This is a genomic window from Halonotius sp. F2-221B, from assembly GCF_046719765.1.
Lineage (GTDB): Archaea > Halobacteriota > Halobacteria > Halobacteriales > Haloferacaceae > Halonotius.
In genome coordinates, this window is the sequence record NZ_JABEBY010000026.1 from 1 (window position 1) to 17,369 (window position 17,369).

Consider the following 17,369-nt stretch of genomic DNA (forward strand, 5'->3'; position numbering starts at 1 on the left):
GCTCTCTCTGCTGACCATCTTGAGACCAGTTACGAGCTCCGTTCACAAAAGAAGTACTCATCGCTACAGATGAGCGTCCTCCTGATGGACGAACCGTTCGGCAGCGTTGACGCCCGAACCCGCGACCGTTTGCATGCCGAGCTGCTCGACATCTGGGCCGAAACCGATCAGTCGGTCGTCTTTGTCACCCACGACATCGATGAAGCAGTGACGCTAGCTGACAAAATCGTGATCATGGATGCCGAGCCCGGAACCGTTCAGTCGACGCTCTCGATCGATTTCTCCCGCCCCCGTGACCGGACTGCCACTGCGTTCGTCGACTACGTTGCCCAAATTCGAGACGAACTCGGGAGCCCGACTGAGACGAACTGCTGAACAGCTACCATTCGGCCGCAAAACTAAAATAGAGTATCATATTTAATATCTCTTCAGCGGTTGCACTACTTATATGACGACAGTACGTATATTATCGATTGATGGTCGAAACCCTTCTGGCAATCGGAATTATCGCATCTATCTTTGTCGGGTTTAATATCGGTGGTTCATCAACCGGAATCGCATGGGGGACACCCGTCGGCGCGGGCATTATCAAAAAGACCACCGCGGCGGGACTCATGACGTTTTTCGTCTTTCTCGGCGGGTGGACTGTCGGCCGAAACGTCATGGACACGCTGAGCGGGCGGATCATCACGGTCGAACTCACGCTCTCGGCGGGCGTCGCTGTCCTCTTTTTCATTGGGTTGGGCATCCTCGCGGCCAATATTTTCGGCGTTCCCGTTCCGACCTCGATGACAACCGTCGGTGCGATCGCCGGGCTCGGACTGGCGACAGGCACGCTCAACTATCCGGTGGTCGCAGAGATCATTTCGTGGTGGATCGTCACGCCGATTATTGGGTTTTGGATCGGCGGTGTTATCGGACGCTACATCTACCCGGAAGTCAACCGTCGCGTACAGATCAAAAAGTCAGAGGGCCCGCTGTTGACATTCGATCGGAATAGGACGATTCCCAAGCCAACGTTGGGGTCGAATACGACGCGGTCAGAACTCGTTAGCACGACCGTTGTGCTTATTATCGGGTGTTATATGGCGTTCAGCGCCGGAGTGAGTAACGTCCCGAACGCTGCCGCCCCACTGGTCGGAGGCGTCAGCGGACTCCCCGATGATACTGCAATAATCATTGCCACGCTTGCGATCGGGGTCGGTGGATTCACCATCGCCCGCCGGACGATGGAATCGGTCGGTGGTGAACTGAGCGACATTCCGTTGCTTGCAGCCCTCTTCGTTATGATAACTGCATCGACGATCACGACATTGCTCTCGTGGTTCGGCATTCCGATCAGCCTCGTGATGGCGACAGTGATGACAATCGTTGGTATTGGATGGGGTCGTGCAACCCGCCCGGTTACGATCCGCGAAGCCATCACGCAGGACACAGGGGGTTCTGAGATCGTTCTCGGTGCGATCACCGCCGAAGAGATGGAAGGCAAACCCGCTGCACCAATCGGCGAGGCAGAACCAGAAGGTGTGCTTGATGCGGGAGATCTTTTCAACCCTCGAGCGATTATCAAATATATCTCAATGTGGATTATTGGCCCGTCTATATCGACGATTTTGGCGTATGGGTTCTTTGTTCTCATTCCGGGTGTTGCCTGAGCAAGAGACTTAGGTAGGCGGATGATCCTATTTCAAATATGGCCTCACGGATTCTCGTTCCGATGGATGACTCCGAACACGCCGGGCAGGCGCTCGAATACGCGCTCGAAAACTTTTCGGATGCCAACGTTGCCGTCTTACACGTCGTTGGCGTTCCATCACCGATGATGGGTGAGGCGACGGGGCTTGCCCTCGCAGACGATCTTGAGGAAGCCGCCGCCGAACGTGCTGAGCCTGTCTTCGAACGAGCTCACGAGATAGCAACCGAACGTGGTCGAGAGATCGACACAATGGTCGGAATCGGCCACCCTGCTCGGAACATCATTGATCGTGCTGAGAACTACGACACGATTGTACTCGGTGCTCATGGCGCAGATCGGAGTCGCGCGGTGCGCCGATTTCTCGTCGGGAACGTGGCCGAGACGGTCTCGAAACGCGCCCTGATTCCGGTGATAATCGTTCGCTGATCGCAACGCGTCACCGAATATGGTGTCCGAAGTAGTGACTTATAGTTCGGGTGCTTGATTGCGATTTTTGACGGTCACTAACTGTTACCGGATTCGAGTGCCGTCGCCTTCCCAGTAGTGCCAGTCGTTGATCGCTTCTTTCGTTTTGGAATCGGGATCAACCGGCTGTAGCTGTGCAAGCGGGACACCGAACTGACGACCGTTCCACTCGATCTCGACGAACATCTCTTGGACGACTTCGCTGATCATCCCGACGACGGTAACGTGTTCACCTTCCTGTAGGGGCGAGATCACGCGGCGTTCGATACATTCGGCCTCAAACGGAACGGAGAGTTTGTCTTCGAGGTAGTAACACCAACTGATCGCCTGTTCGTCCGGGGTGTAGGCATCGACGATGATTTTGGTTCGGATGCGCGTGTCGCGTTCGTCATCGCTGTCCGGTTCCGTCATGGGCGTTTTTCCCTGATGATGGCGGCCGTTTCAGTCGAGTTGATGATCTCACTATCCTCGAAGTGATCATCGATAGCATCGGGTTCGTAGACTTCCTTGACGAGACAGTAGTAGTACGACGGCGTCCCGAAGTCGTAGACCAAGCTGAGCCTGTCACCGTCCCAGAGGCCTGCCCGCTCGGCAACAGTCCCAATGGTCAGGTCGCTTGCTTTCGTATACGAGCGATCACCAACCTCGTTGAACTGATCGTCGGGCAGGACGTTGAGACTCGAATCTAGATACTCGTCTTCGAGCCCGTACATACGAAGATGGAGATCATCCAGCGTGGTAAACCGACAGACAAGCCGATCCAGTTCGGCCATCGTTGTCTCGGGTCTGACCACGATGTCGTACCACTCGTCTCGGGCACGGCCTTTCTGTTTCCAGCGGAGTCGATAGCCGACACTCCCGATCCTGTTGGCGTGATCCGTGTCGGTTCGTTCCTTGTCGGTCTCAAGTTCCTCACGTGTGTTCGACCAGCAGTACGAGCAGATCTCATCGGGTGCGTCGCCCTCGAACCCTGATTTGTCGATATCGTGTTCATCGACAAACACCGAAAACGGGAGCTGTTGGGATCGGAAATCGCGGTAGCCACGGCTACACATTTTCTTTCCAGCGACGGAGAAACCCAATGATACCTCAGAGTCAGTCTCCGACTCGTCGCTATCGGTGTCAATGATATGAGCGACGGTGCCGGTTCCGGTTTCGATCACGAATCTATCAGTCGGCTCGCTCATTGTCACTCTCCCTCCGTTTCATATTGGTCTTCGAACTCTCTGAGTGCCCGCTGGAACTGGTCGGTGTTGATCGGTGGGTCGGTCATCGTTCTCGCCTCAATAACTCCGGCGTAGGTATCGAACTCCGCGGGCGTCGGCTCGGTCGCAAGCACACAGTCAGTGTAGCCGTCCAGTGCGCGTTGGATGACCTGCGCGTAGTGGTCGTACGCGCCGTCAACCCAGTGGTATTTGGCGTCGACCTCCTCGAAGATGGCCCGATAGACAGTTGCGGCGGCGAGATACCGCTCACGATCACGATAGGTCTCGGCCATTTCGAAGAACTTCGAGAAATCGATTGCATCGTAGATACCTGGATCGGCGTGTTGTTCAAACAGCTGTTCGATCTGACTGCGGTACTCCTCGACCGATTTGTGGTCGTCGCCGAACGTTGCGAGAAACTGCTCGCGCAACTCCGGGTGAGTTGCGAGTGCGTCGTCGAGAAACTCACGTAACTCTGAGGCCGCGGTATCCGCAAGCACCTGTTTGACACTGTCGCTGTCGTCGGCCGGTGGCTCGGCAGCAATATCTAACAGCACGGCGACGACGTGCTTGCAATCACCGCCACCATCATATGGACACGTACATCGGGTGTCGGGGCTCCGACCGCCAAAGTTGATAGTGACATCGTACAGTCGTGATCCCTCGACGGTCGCTGTGACAAGATCGTCGAACCGATTGACTTGCTGGACGTGGCCGTCCTGATAGTAGTTTTCTCCACGTTTGAACACCGCCTTGGTACATCGGTCGGTGATCGTGTCCTCGGTAATGTTCATACAGGGGCTACAGGAAGCTCATAAAACAGCGTTCCGACAACCACCGCTGGTTAATACATCTAACTGAGACTATCGGCAGTTGGAAATTCGGATTTGACTGTCTGTGGCGGATTATAGTATCGGGATTCAATTTCGTAGTAGCCAAATTCAGGCGGAATACGAGCACACGCTTTCGCTAGATTTTCGTCTGCAGTATGAGTGATCACATGGATACGTTCGTTCTGTTCAAAGAGCCGCACAGCCAATGCAACGATAGCTGCATCTCGCCAGTTGTTTGTCTCTGGGTACTTGCTTCGGGAATTAAGAAGGTCATCGGCAATCTTGCGTGCTTTCACAACCGAATTAGCACTCCTGTCAAAGCCTTCACCCCGATCACCTGCGAGAGGGATCGCTACCCGGAGCCAGCCTTCCGCAATCGCTGTATCAAGATATGGGTTTGCTGGTACGTCCGCCTCACTCGCATCTGAGAGCTCGTGATAGACGACTGGCGGCACCCAGATCTCTGTATCGGCTTCTTTCACCGCCTGTTTGAGCGTTTCGAGGCGTGGGTTTGGCTCCTTGCCCAGGCTCCGAAATATCACTGTATCCGCAATATTAGCAGTATACATTTTTTCGCCGACGCTTACTCCTCGCCGGTGTCGGCGAGCAGACTATCGCTGTCAGTGAAATCAGCCGGTGTGTAGGTCGTCGGTTCTGACTCGGTCGCATCCAGATCCAGGATCGAATAGAGAGCCTCAACGAGATCGTATGTGGTACCCGACGAGAGGTCAGTAAGCTCTGCTATTTGACGGATAGTAACCTCGCCCTCATTGTGTGCGCTCACAAGATCGTAGGCAAGGGCGAATGTGATGATTCCGTGATCGGTGAGTACCCTACCAATCACAGGATACTCGGTTTGCTGTGCGATGACCTCGATGAGTGCAGGTGTGATTGAGACTTCTGTCTCGTTGATTGTCACCGTCAGTTTGAACTCTTCGGCAGTATACACCGTGGTTCCTGCATCCTCACCGACTGTGGTGATAAGCCCAGCTTGCTCCAGTTTGTGGAGATAGTCATAGACCGTCTTTTTCGAAACAGATGTAGTGTCGATAAGTTCTGGCCCTGTCGTGTTGTCGTGTCGAATAGCTGTATACAGAGCTGCGAGCTTGGGATTATCGAGAAGCTCTACGAAGGTAGGGATGCCCGTGAGCATCCCCAGACTCTCACCCACATTCTGGACATGATCTGTATCGTAGCTCATCTTGTATAGAGTTACGAAACTAGAAACTATAAGCGTTTGGCATCCTCGTAGCGAAAAATTAGTTTAATTCACAGTCTTGGAGAATGATTTTTATGTGTGCCTTTATATCATCTTCAAAAAGAAAGTCTAAAATCCCATATTATGCCGTCAAAAAAGCTCTGTCACCAATTTTGTTCTACCAGAACTTGATTTATTGCGAACCATTCGTGTCGACTTCGTCGAACAGACTCTTGACTCGCTGTTCGATATCGTCTCGGATTGCACGGACTTGATCAAGATTTTGACCGTCAGGATCTTCCAGTGCCCAGTCACGAACGTCAACATCCTCTGCATCGAGTTCGAGGGTCGAACAACCCATCGTGGCGACGACATCACACGATTCGAGCTCCTCGGTCGAGACCTCCCGTGGTGTTCGATCCGAAAGATCGAGATCGTGATCCTGCATGACAGTCACGACTTCGTCGTGGACGCTGTCGGCGGGGTGAGTACCACCGGTAATGATCTCAACACTGTCTTCGAGGCCACGACGCTCACGCTCGCGTTCGGCGAACGCTGTCGACATCTGACTACGACCAGCATTCTGTACACAAACGAATGCTAAGGTAACCGACGAATCGTTACTCATAGACTGTAGATTCGCTGCTGCCGACTTGAGAGCTTGTATGTGAAATATATATGCCTCTATAGCACCGGACGGCGGCTGATAGTAATCATGGGACGATAGATCGAGAGCCATCAAGTGCAATCAGGATGGCAGTGGCTCGATTCGTTGCCGTGTATTTGCGCCACTTCCCGTCTTTTCGCCGTGTGAGGAGCCCGGCCTCAGTGAGTTGAGAGAGTGCGTGGCTAATCGCACTGTCGCTCACCTCCAGCAGTGGGGCGAACTCACAGACACAGAGTTCTTCATCGGCTGCATGGAGGATTCGGACAATCTTGTAGCGTGTCTCGTTGGATAGCGCAGACAGCAGGTCGACATCCGCTTCAAGATCAGGGCCGCCGACGGCTGCATCCAACTCTTCGAGTTCTTCGAGTCGTTCCTGGAGCGCGTCGCTCGTACAATTCCCCCGTTCGTCACTGAGATACCGTTGGAGCCGGTCGCTCGCAGACATACAGACAGTTGACCGATGACTAAATTAACTCTTTTGCAGCCATTGCCATCTCAACAACAGAACGATTTAAGATATCCTAATCTATTGCGAGCATAATATCCAGTCTACTACAGTAAGAGGTGATGTAGTCAACATGGTCAGGAAGGGAACAACCGACGACAGCAGAGTGGTTGCTACAATCCCTTGCTGTGTCCTACCTGGCGAATTGAAAGCCGAATTGCTCGAACATCGATATGCAGCGAGATAGAATGCAGCGACTCGACTCGTCTCCTGGCGGAACTAATTCGGTCGACTATCGATTTAGTTTTCATCGAAACGTTTAGGTGACTAGTTCATGTACTGTTCAAATGAGTACGAAACGAGACGACTCCCACTCACGGTCTGCGGTTCCGATCAGCCAAGACCCTTTGACCACCGATCCAACAAACTCATGACTCAAATCCAACTCTACGAAGAAGCGATGTGTTGTTCCACAGGTGTCTGCGGACCCGACCCTGACGACGAACTTGTCGAACTGAGTGCTGCACTTGACCAGCTCGAAGACGAATTTGAGACCGCCGAAATTTCACGTGCCAACATGCAGCATAACATCGACGAGTTCCTCAACACCCAGGAGATCTACGATCTTGTCGAGGAGAACGGCCCCGAGATCCTCCCGATCACGACCGTCGACGGCGAGATTGTCGCCAAGGAGGAGTACCTCTCCTACGACGAACTGGCAGCCGAACTGCGCGCAAACCAACCCCAGACCCAGGAGGCCGACTGAATGGCAACAACGCAAACAACGACAGACGCACGAGACATCGTCGAACCGAGTAGTGATGACACAGAGTTCGTATTCTTTAGCGGGAAAGGCGGTGTCGGAAAGAGTACAGTCAGTTGTGCTACCGCAACGTGGCTCGCCGACAACGACTATAACACGCTTCTCGTTACAACTGATCCCGCGCCAAACCTCTCGGACATCTTCGGCCAAGAGATCGGCCACGAAGTGACTGGTATCGATGGAGTCGACAACCTCTCGGCTATCGAGATCGATCCCGATCAGGCCGCCGAGGACTACCGCCAAGAGACCATTGAGCCGATGCGCGAACTGCTTGACGACGAGCAGATAGCGGCTGTTGAAGAACAGCTCAACAGTCCGTGTGTCGAAGAGATTGCTGCCTTCGACAACTTCGTCGATTTCATGGATTCTCCGGAGTACGATGTGGTTGTCTTTGATACCGCACCCACGGGCCATACCATCCGGCTAATGGAACTGCCGTCCGACTGGAATGACGAACTCGAAAAGGGTGGGTCGACCTGTATCGGCCCCGCAGCCTCGATGGAAGACCGGAAACAGGAGTACGAGCGTGCCATTGACACACTGCAGGACAGCGAGAAAACCTCGTTTGCGTTCGTCGGGAAACCCGAGGACTCCTCTGTCGACGAGATCGAAAGGAGTGCGTCTGATCTAAGCGAACTTGGCATCGAGTCCCAATTGCTGATCATCAACGGCTATCTGCCCAACTCAGTCTGTGAGGATCCCTTCTTCGAAGGAAAACGCGAGGACGAACAGGCAGTCATCAAACGCGCAAAATCCGAGTTCGACGCCGATGCGATGGCAACCTACCCGCTCCAGCCCGGCGAGATTGCCGGTCTCGACCTGCTCGCTGATGTCGGTGGTGTTCTCTACGATGGCGACGAGGCCACCGTCGACGTCGGGTCAGCAACCAACGTCGACACCGAGGAGGCGGTCGATTTCGATTCGCTGACTGATCCAAAAGCGGTCACCGAGAACCTCAAGCCGGTCGACGGCGAGACGCGCTACCTGTTTTTCACCGGGAAAGGCGGTGTCGGCAAAAGCACCATCGCTGCAACGTCGGCGACCAAACTCGCCGAAGCGGGCTACGAGACGCTCGTGGTCACGACCGACCCGGCCGCGCATCTCGAAGACATCTTCGGCGAAGCCGTCGGCCACGATCCGACCTCGGTGAGCCAAGCAAACCTCGATGCAGCCCGCATCGACCAGGAGAAAGCACTCGAAGAGTACCGTGAGCAGGTTCTCGATCACGTCACCGAGATGTACGAGAATAAAGAGGATACCCAGATCGACGTTGATGCGGCCATCGCTAACGTCGAGGAGGAATTGGAGTCGCCGTGTGCGGAGGAGATGGCAGCCCTTGAGAAGTTCGTGGCCTACTTCGAGGAGGATGGCTACGATATCGTCGTCTTCGATACTGCTCCGACCGGTCACACCCTGCGACTGCTCGAACTCCCCTCGGACTGGAAGGGGTTCATGGATCTCGGCTCACTGACGAAAGGTACGGCTCCCGCGAAGGGCGATCAGTACGACAACGTCATCGAGACAATGCAGAACCCCGATAAGAGTTCGTTCGCCTTCGTGATGTACCCCGAGTATACGCCGATGATGGAGGCCCACCGGGCGGCCGAGGATCTGAAGGATCAGGTCGGCATCGAGACCGCCTTCGTCGTCGCTAACTACCTTCTGCCCGAGGAGTACGGCGATAACGCCTTCTTCGCCAACCGCCGGGCCCAACAACAGCAGTATCTGGGCAAGATCAAGGATCGCTTCGAGACGCCGATGATGCTCGCGCCACTCCGACAGGATGAGCCGATTGGCCTTGATGAACTCAGCGCGTTCGGCGGCGCAGTGACTGGACTTGATGCCCTCGATGAGCAGGTTACGGGGGTGCCACAGCAATGAGCGACGCCGAATCAGTTGACACTGCCGAGGACGCTGTCGAGGCGAAACTGCAGGCATTTGTCGACGCCGTTGAAAACAGCGAGACCTACCAGCAGTTCGTCGAAGCGAGTGAGCAGCTCGAAGCTGATCAAGAAGCGACGGAACTACTCGAAACCTACCAGCAAAAACAGCAACAGCTAGAAGAGAACTTCGATCAAGAGCTCATGGCTGAACTCCAAGAGCTTCAATCCGATCTCTCGAACAACGAGACGATTCAACAACACCGAGCGGCACAGTCGGAACTCATTGAGCTGCTTCAACAGACGAACGACGTTATCAGCGAGCCCATCGGCATGGAGTTCGCCCAGACGTCGGGAGGTGGGTGCTGTTGAGCACTACTGACGACGATGTGCTTGCGGCCGCTGAAGCACTCGGAGAGGAACTCCGTAATGCCCAACAGGAGTCGACAGAGTTCGAATCGCTGCTGCTGCGGTGTAACGACACGATCACCGAGGAGATCGGGGTCGACTACGGCGATGCTTGCGATACTGACGATTGCTGTTAACTCAACGTAGAGCCTGTTTTCGCCGATCTTCCGTCTTTCGAAAAGCACATCAAAAAGGACAGCATGAGACAAATCGGAATATCTCGGTTTGTTCGTGTGCTCTCATATTGTTGAGTCCATCTGGTGGGATAGTTAGATCGATACGGCTGACCCGCTGATGCTGAATTCACACTCTGAAAGCCGAAAAATCGCGGATATGAGCCATACTCACGTCTACAGAATATGACTATAATCTTATATTGGGTACTGGGTCGCCGAGAATATGATCCGATACGATTCGAGTTTTATCGAAACATTATTCAGTCGTATCGTATTTTGTCGATATGTATGGCAGATTCGAGAGTCACTAAGACTGGCACCGGACAGCGAACAGTTGCGTCGACCACTGTTGGTGACACTGTGAACCAACCCACAGAACCCCCGATTTGTGGAGGTTGCCAATGAAAATCACCGTCTACGGGCCCTCGGGATGTAGTAACTGCTCGGAACTCAAAGAGACGACTGAAGAGATCGTCGACCGCAACGACATCGACGCAGACGTAACGAAGGAACCAGATATGGCCAAACTGGCACAGAAGGGCGTCATGTCGACGCCGGGCTTCGAGATCGACGACGAAATGATGTTTGCTGGCTCGACACCGTCGGCAGACGAACTCGAATCGATCATCGAGGAGCACCTGTAACTCCGGATGGTCTTCGAACAGTTCGCAACGTGGGTTGTCGACACCATCGGGCTCACCGGGGCTCCCAGAGCGAGTGCCCATTTCTTCGTGTACGATACGCTGAAGATCCTCGCCATTCTGACGGCCGTGATCTTCGGGGTTACCTACCTGCGCACCTACTTCCCGCCAGAGAAGATCCGGGACTACCTCGACGGGAAGACAGCCTTCACCGGATACGTGCTGGCCGCGCTCATGGGGATCGTCTCACCGTTTTGCTCGTGTTCGACGATCCCGATCTTTCTGGGGATGGTTGGGGCGGGCATCCCCTTCGGCATCACGATCACGTTCTTGGCGGTCTCGCCGATGATCAACGAGGCCGCCCTCGTCGTGTTGCCGGGGGTTGTCGGGTTGGAGTTGACCGCGCTGTATGCGGTCAGCGGCATTACCATCGGGATGACAAGCGGTTACACGCTCAACAAACTCGGCTTCGACCGCTACGTCGACGAGTTTGAGTTTGGCGATTCGGGTGTCGAGATCGACGAGCCAACCAGACGCGAGCGGCTCGAAGAGGCCTACGTCGAGGCCAAAGAAATCATCGTCGAGATCATCCCGTATGTCATCGTCGGCGTCGGGGTCGGCGCGCTCATCCACGGCTACCTTCCCGAACGGCTGGTCGAGACCCACCTCTCGGGGCAGTGGGGCGTCTTCGGTGCGGTCGCCGTCGGTGTGCCGATGTACACCGACATCCTCGGGGTTATTCCGGTCGTCGAGTCGCTGCTCGGTAAGGGTCTCCCGGTCGGCACCGGCCTCGCGTTTATGATGTCGGTGGCCGCGCTCTCGCTACCACAGTTCATGATCCTTAAAAAGGTCATGCAGAAGGAACTGATCGCGGCCTACGCGACAACACTCGCATCGGGAATCCTCCTGATCGGGCTGCTGTTCAACGTCGTTCTCTGAGGCCGCACTCGATCTCCGCTGGTCGTTCACAGTAGCCGAACCCTTTTGATTCGAACCGAACAATATAGATTCGAGCGTCGACTCGCTTGTCGACACGAAACAGCCATCATGACTGATTCCGTACCTGAATCGACACGCCAGACCCTCGAACGTCTCTACGAGAACCCAGAAAATCGGCTGACATCGTTGTTCGATCTCACTGCTGACGACGAACAGGTCGACGCCCAGCTCACCGTGTTCAAAGCTCTCGCAAACGAACACCGGATTCGCATCCTGGATGCACTCCGCGACGGCGAGATGTGTGCCTGTGAGTTGCAGGTTGTCCTCGATGCCCCACAGTCAACCGTTGCAAGTCACCTCCGCGAACTCAACGACGCCGGAATCATCAAGAAACGTCAGCAGGGCAAGTGGACCTACTACCGGATTGGTGATACAGCTGTCTACCAACTGCTCGATATCGCCGAAGTACTTGACCAGTAACTCCCAATCCTCAGTTGATCACATCGGGTAGTTTAATTGTTTACTTGGAGAATATGTGCACTCAACTCCAACAGACAACAAACTAAAACAGGAACATCTGCTTAGTTTCGTCGTCGGATCCTCAGATGAAGATTACATCACTTGTTTTGATGAATATAATATGTCCGATCTCTTGATCCAATACTATTGCCACTCTCCGAAAGATAATAATCACCAAATTACATTAATCTGATCTCAGTGGTGCACAATCTCGTAGAATGACAAATGCAACTGTTGTGATCTGTTGCTTAGTAGAGGTCAAATTTTGGCCGCGTGGAGTTGCGAATGACGAGAGCTATGCACGGATTGGGCGGTACTGTTTTCGAGTGATTGACTGAGCGGGGAAGCACTCACTCGCTGTGGTCAAAATCTCCCGCCGCGTGGTGAGAGACAATTTATTATACCATGGTGCGATCCAGTAAATTTTTAATATATAATATATACTGGATTATGTTTATAAACTTAAAAATTTCATGTTAGAAGGCTATGTCAGAGGCACCCCAGCAGAAGAAGATCACCGATGCCGACCGTCGAACCGTCGATGGGAGTAGGCTAACACGGCAAATTGGTGTAGACGAGACTGAGATTGAGTGGCGAAAAGACTTCTCTAACTTTACTGATGATGATGCTCAAAGGCTATCCTCGGTGAGTCACCTGTTTGAGGACATTGCTGAGGATCTTGTAGATGATTTCTATGATCACCTAACAAGTTACGAGGATTCAGTCGCAATTATTAATTCGTCTACAAAAGGAGTTGAGGCTCTCAAAAATGATCAAAAACAGTACCTCATGGAGTTGGGATCCGGGCAGTATGGTACCCGATATTTTGATCGTCGGGCGCGGATCGGAAAAATCCACGACATGCTTGATCTCGGGCCGAAGATCTACTTTGGTGCATATTCAATCTATTATCGTGGCGTCATTGAGCGGTTTGCCGAAGATGTAAAGCGATCATTTGGTGCTGATGAGATGAGCGAAGCGATTGATACGATTGTTGAGCGGACACTCTCGTTCCAGAAACTCATCAATCTAGATCAACAGATTGCGATGGATACGTACATCCATTCGTATAACGAGCAGGTTCAGGAGGCAATGGCCGAACAGGAAGAATTGGTACAACAGGTCGAATCAGACCTGCAAGCCCCGATTGAACAAGTAACCAAGGCCGCACAGGACTCAAGCGAGAGTACCACTAGTATCAGTGCCACAGTGCAGCAACAGACTGATTCAATGAACGAGGTGGCTGGTGAAGTATCTGACATGAGTGCGACTATCGAAGAAATCGCTTCGACTGCAAGCGAGGTCAGTGAGACAAGCGGAACTGCTGAGGAGTTGGCAGCGGAAGGCTCGAAGTCTGCGAGTGAAGCCATTTCAGAGATGGAAGGCATTCAAAATGCTGTCGGGTCGGTAAATGACGAGATGGACAGCTTAGAAAGCGAAATCGGAGAGGTTGGTGAATTTACTGAGGTGATTGATGGGATTGCTGACCAGACTAATCTCCTTGCGCTCAATGCTTCAATTGAAGCCGCACGTGCTGGCGAGGCAGGAGATGGTTTCAGCGTTGTTGCAGAGGAGATCAAATCACTTGCTGAGGAATCCAAGGAGAACGCCGAAGAAATCAAAAATACTGTCGAGAGCGTTGAAGACCGGACTAACCAGACGGTGGAGAGCCTGGAGGAAGCAACCGAAAAAGTCCAAGAAGGAATTGCACAGGTTGAGGAGACACAACAACGACTGCAACGGATTGTTGAGAGCGTACAGAACGTCGCACAGGGCATCGATGAGGTATCGCGGGCGACCGACGATCAGGCTGCATCAACCGAAGAGGTCGCAAGCATGACCGATGCGATGGTTATTGATCTCGAAGAGATAGCCGATGAGATAGACGATATTGCTGCGGCAAATGAAGAGCAAGCCGCTCAGATTCAAGAAATCTCGGATACAGTCGATAAACTCACGCAGTAAGCAATTATTTATGTCGGAAGCCAACGCTGAAACAAAAATGCGGCAGCAGCTAATTGACGTATTTGCTACCGCCGAGTACCCTGTTACGGAGCCATTCGAATTGATTCCAGTGCTACCAGAGGGTGCAGCAACTACATTTGAGGCTGGTGGTGTAACACTCGGAGCAATGGATATTGGGATGGGCTATGCCGAATATCAAGAGTACCCATATCAAACTGTAGAAGCCCTCGTTGATGATCTGATGGCTGGGTTATCTGACGACGGTGTATTCAGCTGATATCACACAAGGTAGGCTCTGGAAAATCGAGGTCATCGCTGGAGTGACCGCTTCGTCAGTCACTCTATACTCTCGACGCCGGTTTGCACCAACTATCTCTATCAACCCGTATTCATCGAGCCATTCGTCTTTACCTATGGAAATTCTGCTACCTGACAAATAGAACCACATCAGCAGATGGCAGGCTGATGCCCTGTTGAGATAGCGGTAGGCGGCGGAAACGTGTTTGCTGTAGCTGTGGCTGTTGCGGTCTGCATTCCGGCCATCTACCGCCGCCGGGGCGGCGGTTTGGCACTTACTCCTGGCGGATCATACACCTCCTCTCGGGGCACTGTCTAGTTGAGCACCTCCTCAGCATGAGTTTGCCGTCGAGAGCTTGATTGGGTCGCTGTCAGTTGTAATGATATTTGAACCGGTTCAGCCAACGGCTTCGGCGCAGCGCGCTCGTCTTGATTCTCAACGTGCTCTTTGGCAAGATTCTTATACTGGCTGGCTCTCGACCGTCTATACTTCATATCGCAGGAAGTGTTCAATCTACCGTCAATTTCACGGAGAAGGGGCGAGAGCTACCGAGATAGCTGATAATCACCGCCGCAACGAAGCATGATCGACTACGCCCGAAGGCTGATGAGTATCCGGCTGTCTAGAGTTTCCATCCCCACTTCGAGATTGACAAAGAGCAGGGCGGGAGTGTCGAACGAGACGGCCCCACCTCTTCACAGTCATTGAGACGAGCTCTGATTCCCAAACAGATCTTAGTGAGTTGTCCAACCGCCGTCAATTGATAGATTGACACCGGTGATATAGGAGGCCTTTTCAGAGACGAGGAATGCTGCGGGCTCAGCAACCTCTTCTGGTTGGGCAATACGGTTAATTGGCGTCTGATTGAGTACGAACTCGTAGAACGAATCTTCCTCCAATTCCGATTCAGTCATCTCAGTTTCAATAAAGCCTGGACAGATACTGTTGATTCGCACACCTGCCTCGGCGTAGTCGACAGCTGTCGTCCGAGTGAAATTGACGACGGCACCTTTGGCAGTCGCATACGCTGCGGTTTGTGGCCCACCGACGAGGCCAAAAACAGAGGCAACGTTGAGCACCGTTCCCGACGACTCCAGAAGGTATGGCATCGCCGCCCGGGTTCCATAGACGACACCGTTGAGGTTGATCTCCATGAGTTTGTGCCAGTCTTCAAGTGGCGTACTTTCGACGGTTCCTGTCATTCCAATACCGGCGTTATTTACTAAAATATCCAGTCCGCCGTACTCTTCGACTGTTTGTTCAACTAGCGATTCAACTGACTCATACGACGACACATCGCACTGAATAAACGAACAGCCGAGTTCCTCAGCAGTCGCCTTACCTGTCTCTTCGGTTCTGTTTGCGATGACAACTGACGCCCCCTGATTAAGAAACTCTGCAGCAATAGCTTTCCCAATTCCGGCTGATCCTCCGGTAACGATTGCTGTTTTTCCTGAAAGCATACCTAATTGATTCTGTGTATATCGCATATTTCTTTTGATGTATCTGTAAGAAATTATCATTCATTAATCCTGGTTTGTAAAGCCTCTAGTCGACTCAGAGCCACTCTCACCAGTGAATCAGCCAGGAGCACCGTAAATGAGTAACTGAAGTCTTCCACCGGAACTTCCAAGAAACCAGTTTCGGAAAAATATGTTGTTTGCTAAAGGTCAGAAATTGTCGCATTTTGATGTAGCGGTATATGGTTTATTACTGTTTACACTGGTTCACCCCCGATTAGTTACTTAGTGTGATGTCCACGTGCGACACTACACTCACCAAAACTATTAGATACCAGTAAAATAAACGCTACTTCAAGAGCATGCCCGATATCAAATCACCCCAAACCACAGCGAGGCGGTTCCCATGAGCGAATCACAGTACCAGTGGTCACGGAAGTCACTCGACGAGTTAGTCGATTTCTACTACAGCGAGATTCGACCGGCGATGCGAGAGGGCGATTACGACCCAGATCACGGGCGACCCAGCTACGAGTGGCTGGCCGACCACGGTTTCTCTGGGCTGTCTTACGCCCTCCAAGAGCATCATGACCTCACAATCAAGGAGTTCTTCGTCGAGGAAGTGGGTCTTGGCGACGATATCCCAGGGGACTCCGACCATGATTCCGTCTACGACTGGAGTGTTCGGAACGACGAGACGGTTACAGCGATCAAGACGTATCTCTCGACGCAGCGTGATCGTGGGGAACTCGCTGAATCTACAGTCAAAAGCCGTCGCTCCCGGCTAGCGGAGTACGCTCGAATCTACGAGCAGCTGCATGGAGCGGTTAGCCTCACGCGAACCCTCGACGATATCGAGGAACGGTCAAGCGAAAACGACCGCTGTATGGAAGTCTTCGATGTCCTCAAAACCCGACTCTCCACTGACCAATCTCGGCTCAAGTATCTCGGCGATGTACAGCAATTCTACGACTATCAGGTTCGGTTTCAGGGCGCGAAGTACAATCCACTTGACGGGGCGAACGATCAGTTCCGCTGGGAAATCGACACTCCCGATAACAAGACTGTCGACATCGAGGGGATGCGTGCGATCTACGAGGCTGCCGAGAGTATCGAAGAGGAACTGTTAGTGTTGGCTCTCGGTGCCTGGGGACTACGTCCAAACGAAGTTGCCTCACTCACGCTCGATCAATTCGTGCTTGACGACGATGAGGACAACCGCATCGTCTTTGAGCAGCGAAAGAACGGGCCTGGTGAGGTCGCTGTGCTGTTCGGCGTCGATATTCTGAAACAGCGAATCGTCGATCTTGATGGGCCGGGGTGGGACGGGCATCTGTTTCCATCCGGACGGTCAGCAACGGGTCACATTACCGCCCAGACCGTGACCAATCGTTTCAAGCAGCTTGCTGAAACAGCCGGTGTCACTGTCGAAGGTGAAACACCGACCGCAAAGATGGGACGCCGGTTCTGGTATACCACCTACAACGAGGCCGTCAAGCAGATGATGGAAGGCTTGGAGGGGATCGCTGCTGACCAAGGATCGTCCAGTACAGAGATTGTCTCCCAGAACTACCTCTCGGAAGGAGAGAAACGACGATACCGTCGGGACTCGATGCGTGACGAACTGAAAGACGTATTCGCAGAGTTATCGAATAAGGAGTAGCCAATCAACAGTCGCTAGTTGTCCAATCTGTCATAACGGCCCAATGGCTGACACGTAGTATTGAGTGAAAGCGGGTGAATCAGGTGAC

Annotated in this window: 20 protein-coding genes and 1 pseudogene; 13 read left to right on the forward strand and 8 right to left on the reverse strand. The window is 53.0% G+C overall.

Going from position 1 to position 17,369, the window contains the following annotated elements:
• From HKK80_RS14365 to HKK80_RS14375, 3 genes and pseudogenes are all read left to right on the forward strand, one after another.
• Positions 1 to 375 (forward strand): annotated as a pseudogene (locus tag HKK80_RS14365) (hypothetical protein); the annotation flags it as partial.
• A gap of 101 nt (positions 376 to 476) precedes the next feature.
• Positions 477 to 1,655, forward strand: coding sequence for an anion permease (locus HKK80_RS14370; RefSeq protein ID WP_411800269.1), 1,179 nt, complete (start codon positions 477 to 479; stop codon positions 1,653 to 1,655).
• 38 nt (positions 1,656 to 1,693) lie between these two features.
• Positions 1,694 to 2,122, forward strand: a complete 429-nt coding sequence (locus HKK80_RS14375) for a universal stress protein (protein ID WP_411800270.1) — start codon at positions 1,694 to 1,696, stop codon at positions 2,120 to 2,122.
• A gap of 84 nt (positions 2,123 to 2,206) precedes the next feature.
• Here HKK80_RS14375 and HKK80_RS14380 read toward each other — a convergent pair whose 3' ends face one another.
• From HKK80_RS14380 to HKK80_RS14410, 7 genes are all read right to left on the reverse strand, one after another.
• Positions 2,207 to 2,572, reverse strand: a complete 366-nt coding sequence (locus tag HKK80_RS14380; RefSeq protein ID WP_411800271.1) for a calcium-binding protein — start codon at positions 2,570 to 2,572, stop codon at positions 2,207 to 2,209.
• Positions 2,569 to 3,348, reverse strand: a complete 780-nt coding sequence (locus HKK80_RS14385) for a hypothetical protein (protein WP_411800272.1) — start codon at positions 3,346 to 3,348, stop codon at positions 2,569 to 2,571. The genes HKK80_RS14380 and HKK80_RS14385 overlap by 4 nt, the downstream gene beginning before the upstream one ends.
• 2 nt (positions 3,349 to 3,350) lie before the next feature.
• Positions 3,351 to 4,160, reverse strand: coding sequence for an SWIM zinc finger family protein (locus tag HKK80_RS14390; RefSeq protein ID WP_411800273.1), 810 nt, complete (start codon positions 4,158 to 4,160; stop codon positions 3,351 to 3,353).
• A 59-nt stretch (positions 4,161 to 4,219) separates the two neighbouring features.
• Positions 4,220 to 4,768 (reverse strand): hypothetical protein, encoded by a 549-nt coding sequence (locus HKK80_RS14395; RefSeq protein WP_411800274.1) that lies wholly within the window; start codon positions 4,766 to 4,768, stop codon positions 4,220 to 4,222.
• A 14-nt stretch (positions 4,769 to 4,782) separates the two neighbouring features.
• Entirely contained in the window at positions 4,783 to 5,400 is a 618-nt protein-coding gene (locus HKK80_RS14400; RefSeq protein WP_411800275.1) for an ArsR/SmtB family transcription factor, read from the reverse strand.
• 190 nt (positions 5,401 to 5,590) lie between these two features.
• The gene (locus HKK80_RS14405; protein WP_411800276.1) at positions 5,591 to 6,025 is read right to left on the reverse strand and encodes a low molecular weight phosphatase family protein; all 435 of its coding nucleotides are present in this window, start codon (positions 6,023 to 6,025) and stop codon (positions 5,591 to 5,593) included.
• A gap of 85 nt (positions 6,026 to 6,110) precedes the next feature.
• Positions 6,111 to 6,509 carry an ArsR/SmtB family transcription factor gene (locus HKK80_RS14410; RefSeq protein ID WP_411800277.1) on the reverse strand — a complete coding sequence of 133 codons (399 nt, stop codon included), beginning with the start codon at positions 6,507 to 6,509 and terminating at the stop codon, positions 6,111 to 6,113.
• Positions 6,510 to 6,939: 430 nt separating this feature from the next.
• On the opposite strand from HKK80_RS14410, the gene arsD reads away from it, so the two are divergent.
• From arsD to HKK80_RS14455, 9 genes are all read left to right on the forward strand, one after another.
• Positions 6,940 to 7,275: an arsenite efflux transporter metallochaperone ArsD gene (gene arsD, locus HKK80_RS14415; RefSeq protein ID WP_411800278.1), complete on the forward strand. Its 336-nt coding sequence runs from the start codon at positions 6,940 to 6,942 to the stop codon at positions 7,273 to 7,275.
• Entirely contained in the window at positions 7,276 to 9,213 is a 1,938-nt protein-coding gene (arsA, locus tag HKK80_RS14420) for an arsenical pump-driving ATPase (RefSeq protein ID WP_411800279.1), read from the forward strand.
• Positions 9,210 to 9,584, forward strand: a complete 375-nt coding sequence (hcsL, locus tag HKK80_RS14425) for a halo-CC-star protein HcsL (RefSeq protein ID WP_411800280.1) — start codon at positions 9,210 to 9,212, stop codon at positions 9,582 to 9,584. Before arsA ends, hcsL begins: the two co-directional genes overlap by 4 nt.
• The gene (gene hcsS / locus HKK80_RS14430; RefSeq protein ID WP_411800281.1) at positions 9,575 to 9,757 is read left to right on the forward strand and encodes a halo-CC-star protein HcsS; all 183 of its coding nucleotides are present in this window, start codon (positions 9,575 to 9,577) and stop codon (positions 9,755 to 9,757) included. The genes hcsL and hcsS overlap by 10 nt, the downstream gene beginning before the upstream one ends.
• 440 nt (positions 9,758 to 10,197) lie before the next feature.
• Positions 10,198 to 10,440, forward strand: a complete 243-nt coding sequence (locus HKK80_RS14435) for a thioredoxin family protein (protein WP_411800282.1) — start codon at positions 10,198 to 10,200, stop codon at positions 10,438 to 10,440.
• A gap of 6 nt (positions 10,441 to 10,446) precedes the next feature.
• The gene (locus tag HKK80_RS14440; RefSeq protein ID WP_411800283.1) at positions 10,447 to 11,376 is read left to right on the forward strand and encodes a permease; all 930 of its coding nucleotides are present in this window, start codon (positions 10,447 to 10,449) and stop codon (positions 11,374 to 11,376) included.
• 108 nt (positions 11,377 to 11,484) lie between these two features.
• The gene (locus HKK80_RS14445) at positions 11,485 to 11,856 is read left to right on the forward strand and encodes an ArsR/SmtB family transcription factor (RefSeq protein WP_411800284.1); all 372 of its coding nucleotides are present in this window, start codon (positions 11,485 to 11,487) and stop codon (positions 11,854 to 11,856) included.
• Between the two features lie 525 nt (positions 11,857 to 12,381).
• Positions 12,382 to 13,860, forward strand: a complete 1,479-nt coding sequence (locus HKK80_RS14450; RefSeq protein ID WP_411800285.1) for a globin-coupled sensor protein — start codon at positions 12,382 to 12,384, stop codon at positions 13,858 to 13,860.
• A gap of 10 nt (positions 13,861 to 13,870) precedes the next feature.
• A complete protein-coding gene (locus HKK80_RS14455) occupies positions 13,871 to 14,137 on the forward strand; it encodes an MTH865 family protein (protein WP_411800286.1) in 267 nt (88 codons plus the stop codon).
• 755 nt (positions 14,138 to 14,892) lie between these two features.
• Here HKK80_RS14455 and HKK80_RS14460 read toward each other — a convergent pair.
• Positions 14,893 to 15,621, reverse strand: a complete 729-nt coding sequence (locus HKK80_RS14460) for an SDR family NAD(P)-dependent oxidoreductase (RefSeq protein ID WP_411800287.1) — start codon at positions 15,619 to 15,621, stop codon at positions 14,893 to 14,895.
• Between the two features lie 403 nt (positions 15,622 to 16,024).
• On the opposite strand from HKK80_RS14460, the gene HKK80_RS14465 reads away from it, so the two are divergent.
• Complete coding sequence (locus HKK80_RS14465) at positions 16,025 to 17,281, forward strand: site-specific integrase (RefSeq protein ID WP_411800288.1); 1,257 nt, start codon at positions 16,025 to 16,027, stop codon at positions 17,279 to 17,281.
• Positions 17,282 to 17,369 lie beyond the last annotated feature (88 nt).

Coding starts and splice junctions, on each gene's coding strand:
- HKK80_RS14370 (WP_411800269.1), top strand. CDS start 477: ATGGTCGAAACCCTTCTGGCAATCGGAATTATCGCATCTATCTTTGTC.
- HKK80_RS14375 (WP_411800270.1), top strand. CDS start 1,694: ATGGCCTCACGGATTCTCGTTCCGATGGATGACTCCGAACACGCCGGG.
- HKK80_RS14380 (WP_411800271.1), bottom strand. CDS start 2,572: ATGACGGAACCGGACAGCGATGACGAACGCGACACGCGCATCCGAACC.
- HKK80_RS14385 (WP_411800272.1), bottom strand. CDS start 3,348: ATGAGCGAGCCGACTGATAGATTCGTGATCGAAACCGGAACCGGCACC.
- HKK80_RS14390 (WP_411800273.1), bottom strand. CDS start 4,160: ATGAACATTACCGAGGACACGATCACCGACCGATGTACCAAGGCGGTG.
- HKK80_RS14395 (WP_411800274.1), bottom strand. CDS start 4,768: ATGTATACTGCTAATATTGCGGATACAGTGATATTTCGGAGCCTGGGC.
- HKK80_RS14400 (WP_411800275.1), bottom strand. CDS start 5,400: ATGAGCTACGATACAGATCATGTCCAGAATGTGGGTGAGAGTCTGGGG.
- HKK80_RS14405 (WP_411800276.1), bottom strand. CDS start 6,025: ATGAGTAACGATTCGTCGGTTACCTTAGCATTCGTTTGTGTACAGAAT.
- HKK80_RS14410 (WP_411800277.1), bottom strand. CDS start 6,509: ATGTCTGCGAGCGACCGGCTCCAACGGTATCTCAGTGACGAACGGGGG.
- arsD (WP_411800278.1), top strand. CDS start 6,940: ATGACTCAAATCCAACTCTACGAAGAAGCGATGTGTTGTTCCACAGGT.
- arsA (WP_411800279.1), top strand. CDS start 7,276: ATGGCAACAACGCAAACAACGACAGACGCACGAGACATCGTCGAACCG.
- hcsL (WP_411800280.1), top strand. CDS start 9,210: ATGAGCGACGCCGAATCAGTTGACACTGCCGAGGACGCTGTCGAGGCG.
- HKK80_RS14435 (WP_411800282.1), top strand. CDS start 10,198: ATGAAAATCACCGTCTACGGGCCCTCGGGATGTAGTAACTGCTCGGAA.
- HKK80_RS14440 (WP_411800283.1), top strand. CDS start 10,447: ATGGTCTTCGAACAGTTCGCAACGTGGGTTGTCGACACCATCGGGCTC.
- HKK80_RS14445 (WP_411800284.1), top strand. CDS start 11,485: ATGACTGATTCCGTACCTGAATCGACACGCCAGACCCTCGAACGTCTC.
- HKK80_RS14450 (WP_411800285.1), top strand. CDS start 12,382: ATGTCAGAGGCACCCCAGCAGAAGAAGATCACCGATGCCGACCGTCGA.
- HKK80_RS14455 (WP_411800286.1), top strand. CDS start 13,871: ATGTCGGAAGCCAACGCTGAAACAAAAATGCGGCAGCAGCTAATTGAC.
- HKK80_RS14460 (WP_411800287.1), bottom strand. CDS start 15,621: ATGCTTTCAGGAAAAACAGCAATCGTTACCGGAGGATCAGCCGGAATT.
- HKK80_RS14465 (WP_411800288.1), top strand. CDS start 16,025: ATGAGCGAATCACAGTACCAGTGGTCACGGAAGTCACTCGACGAGTTA.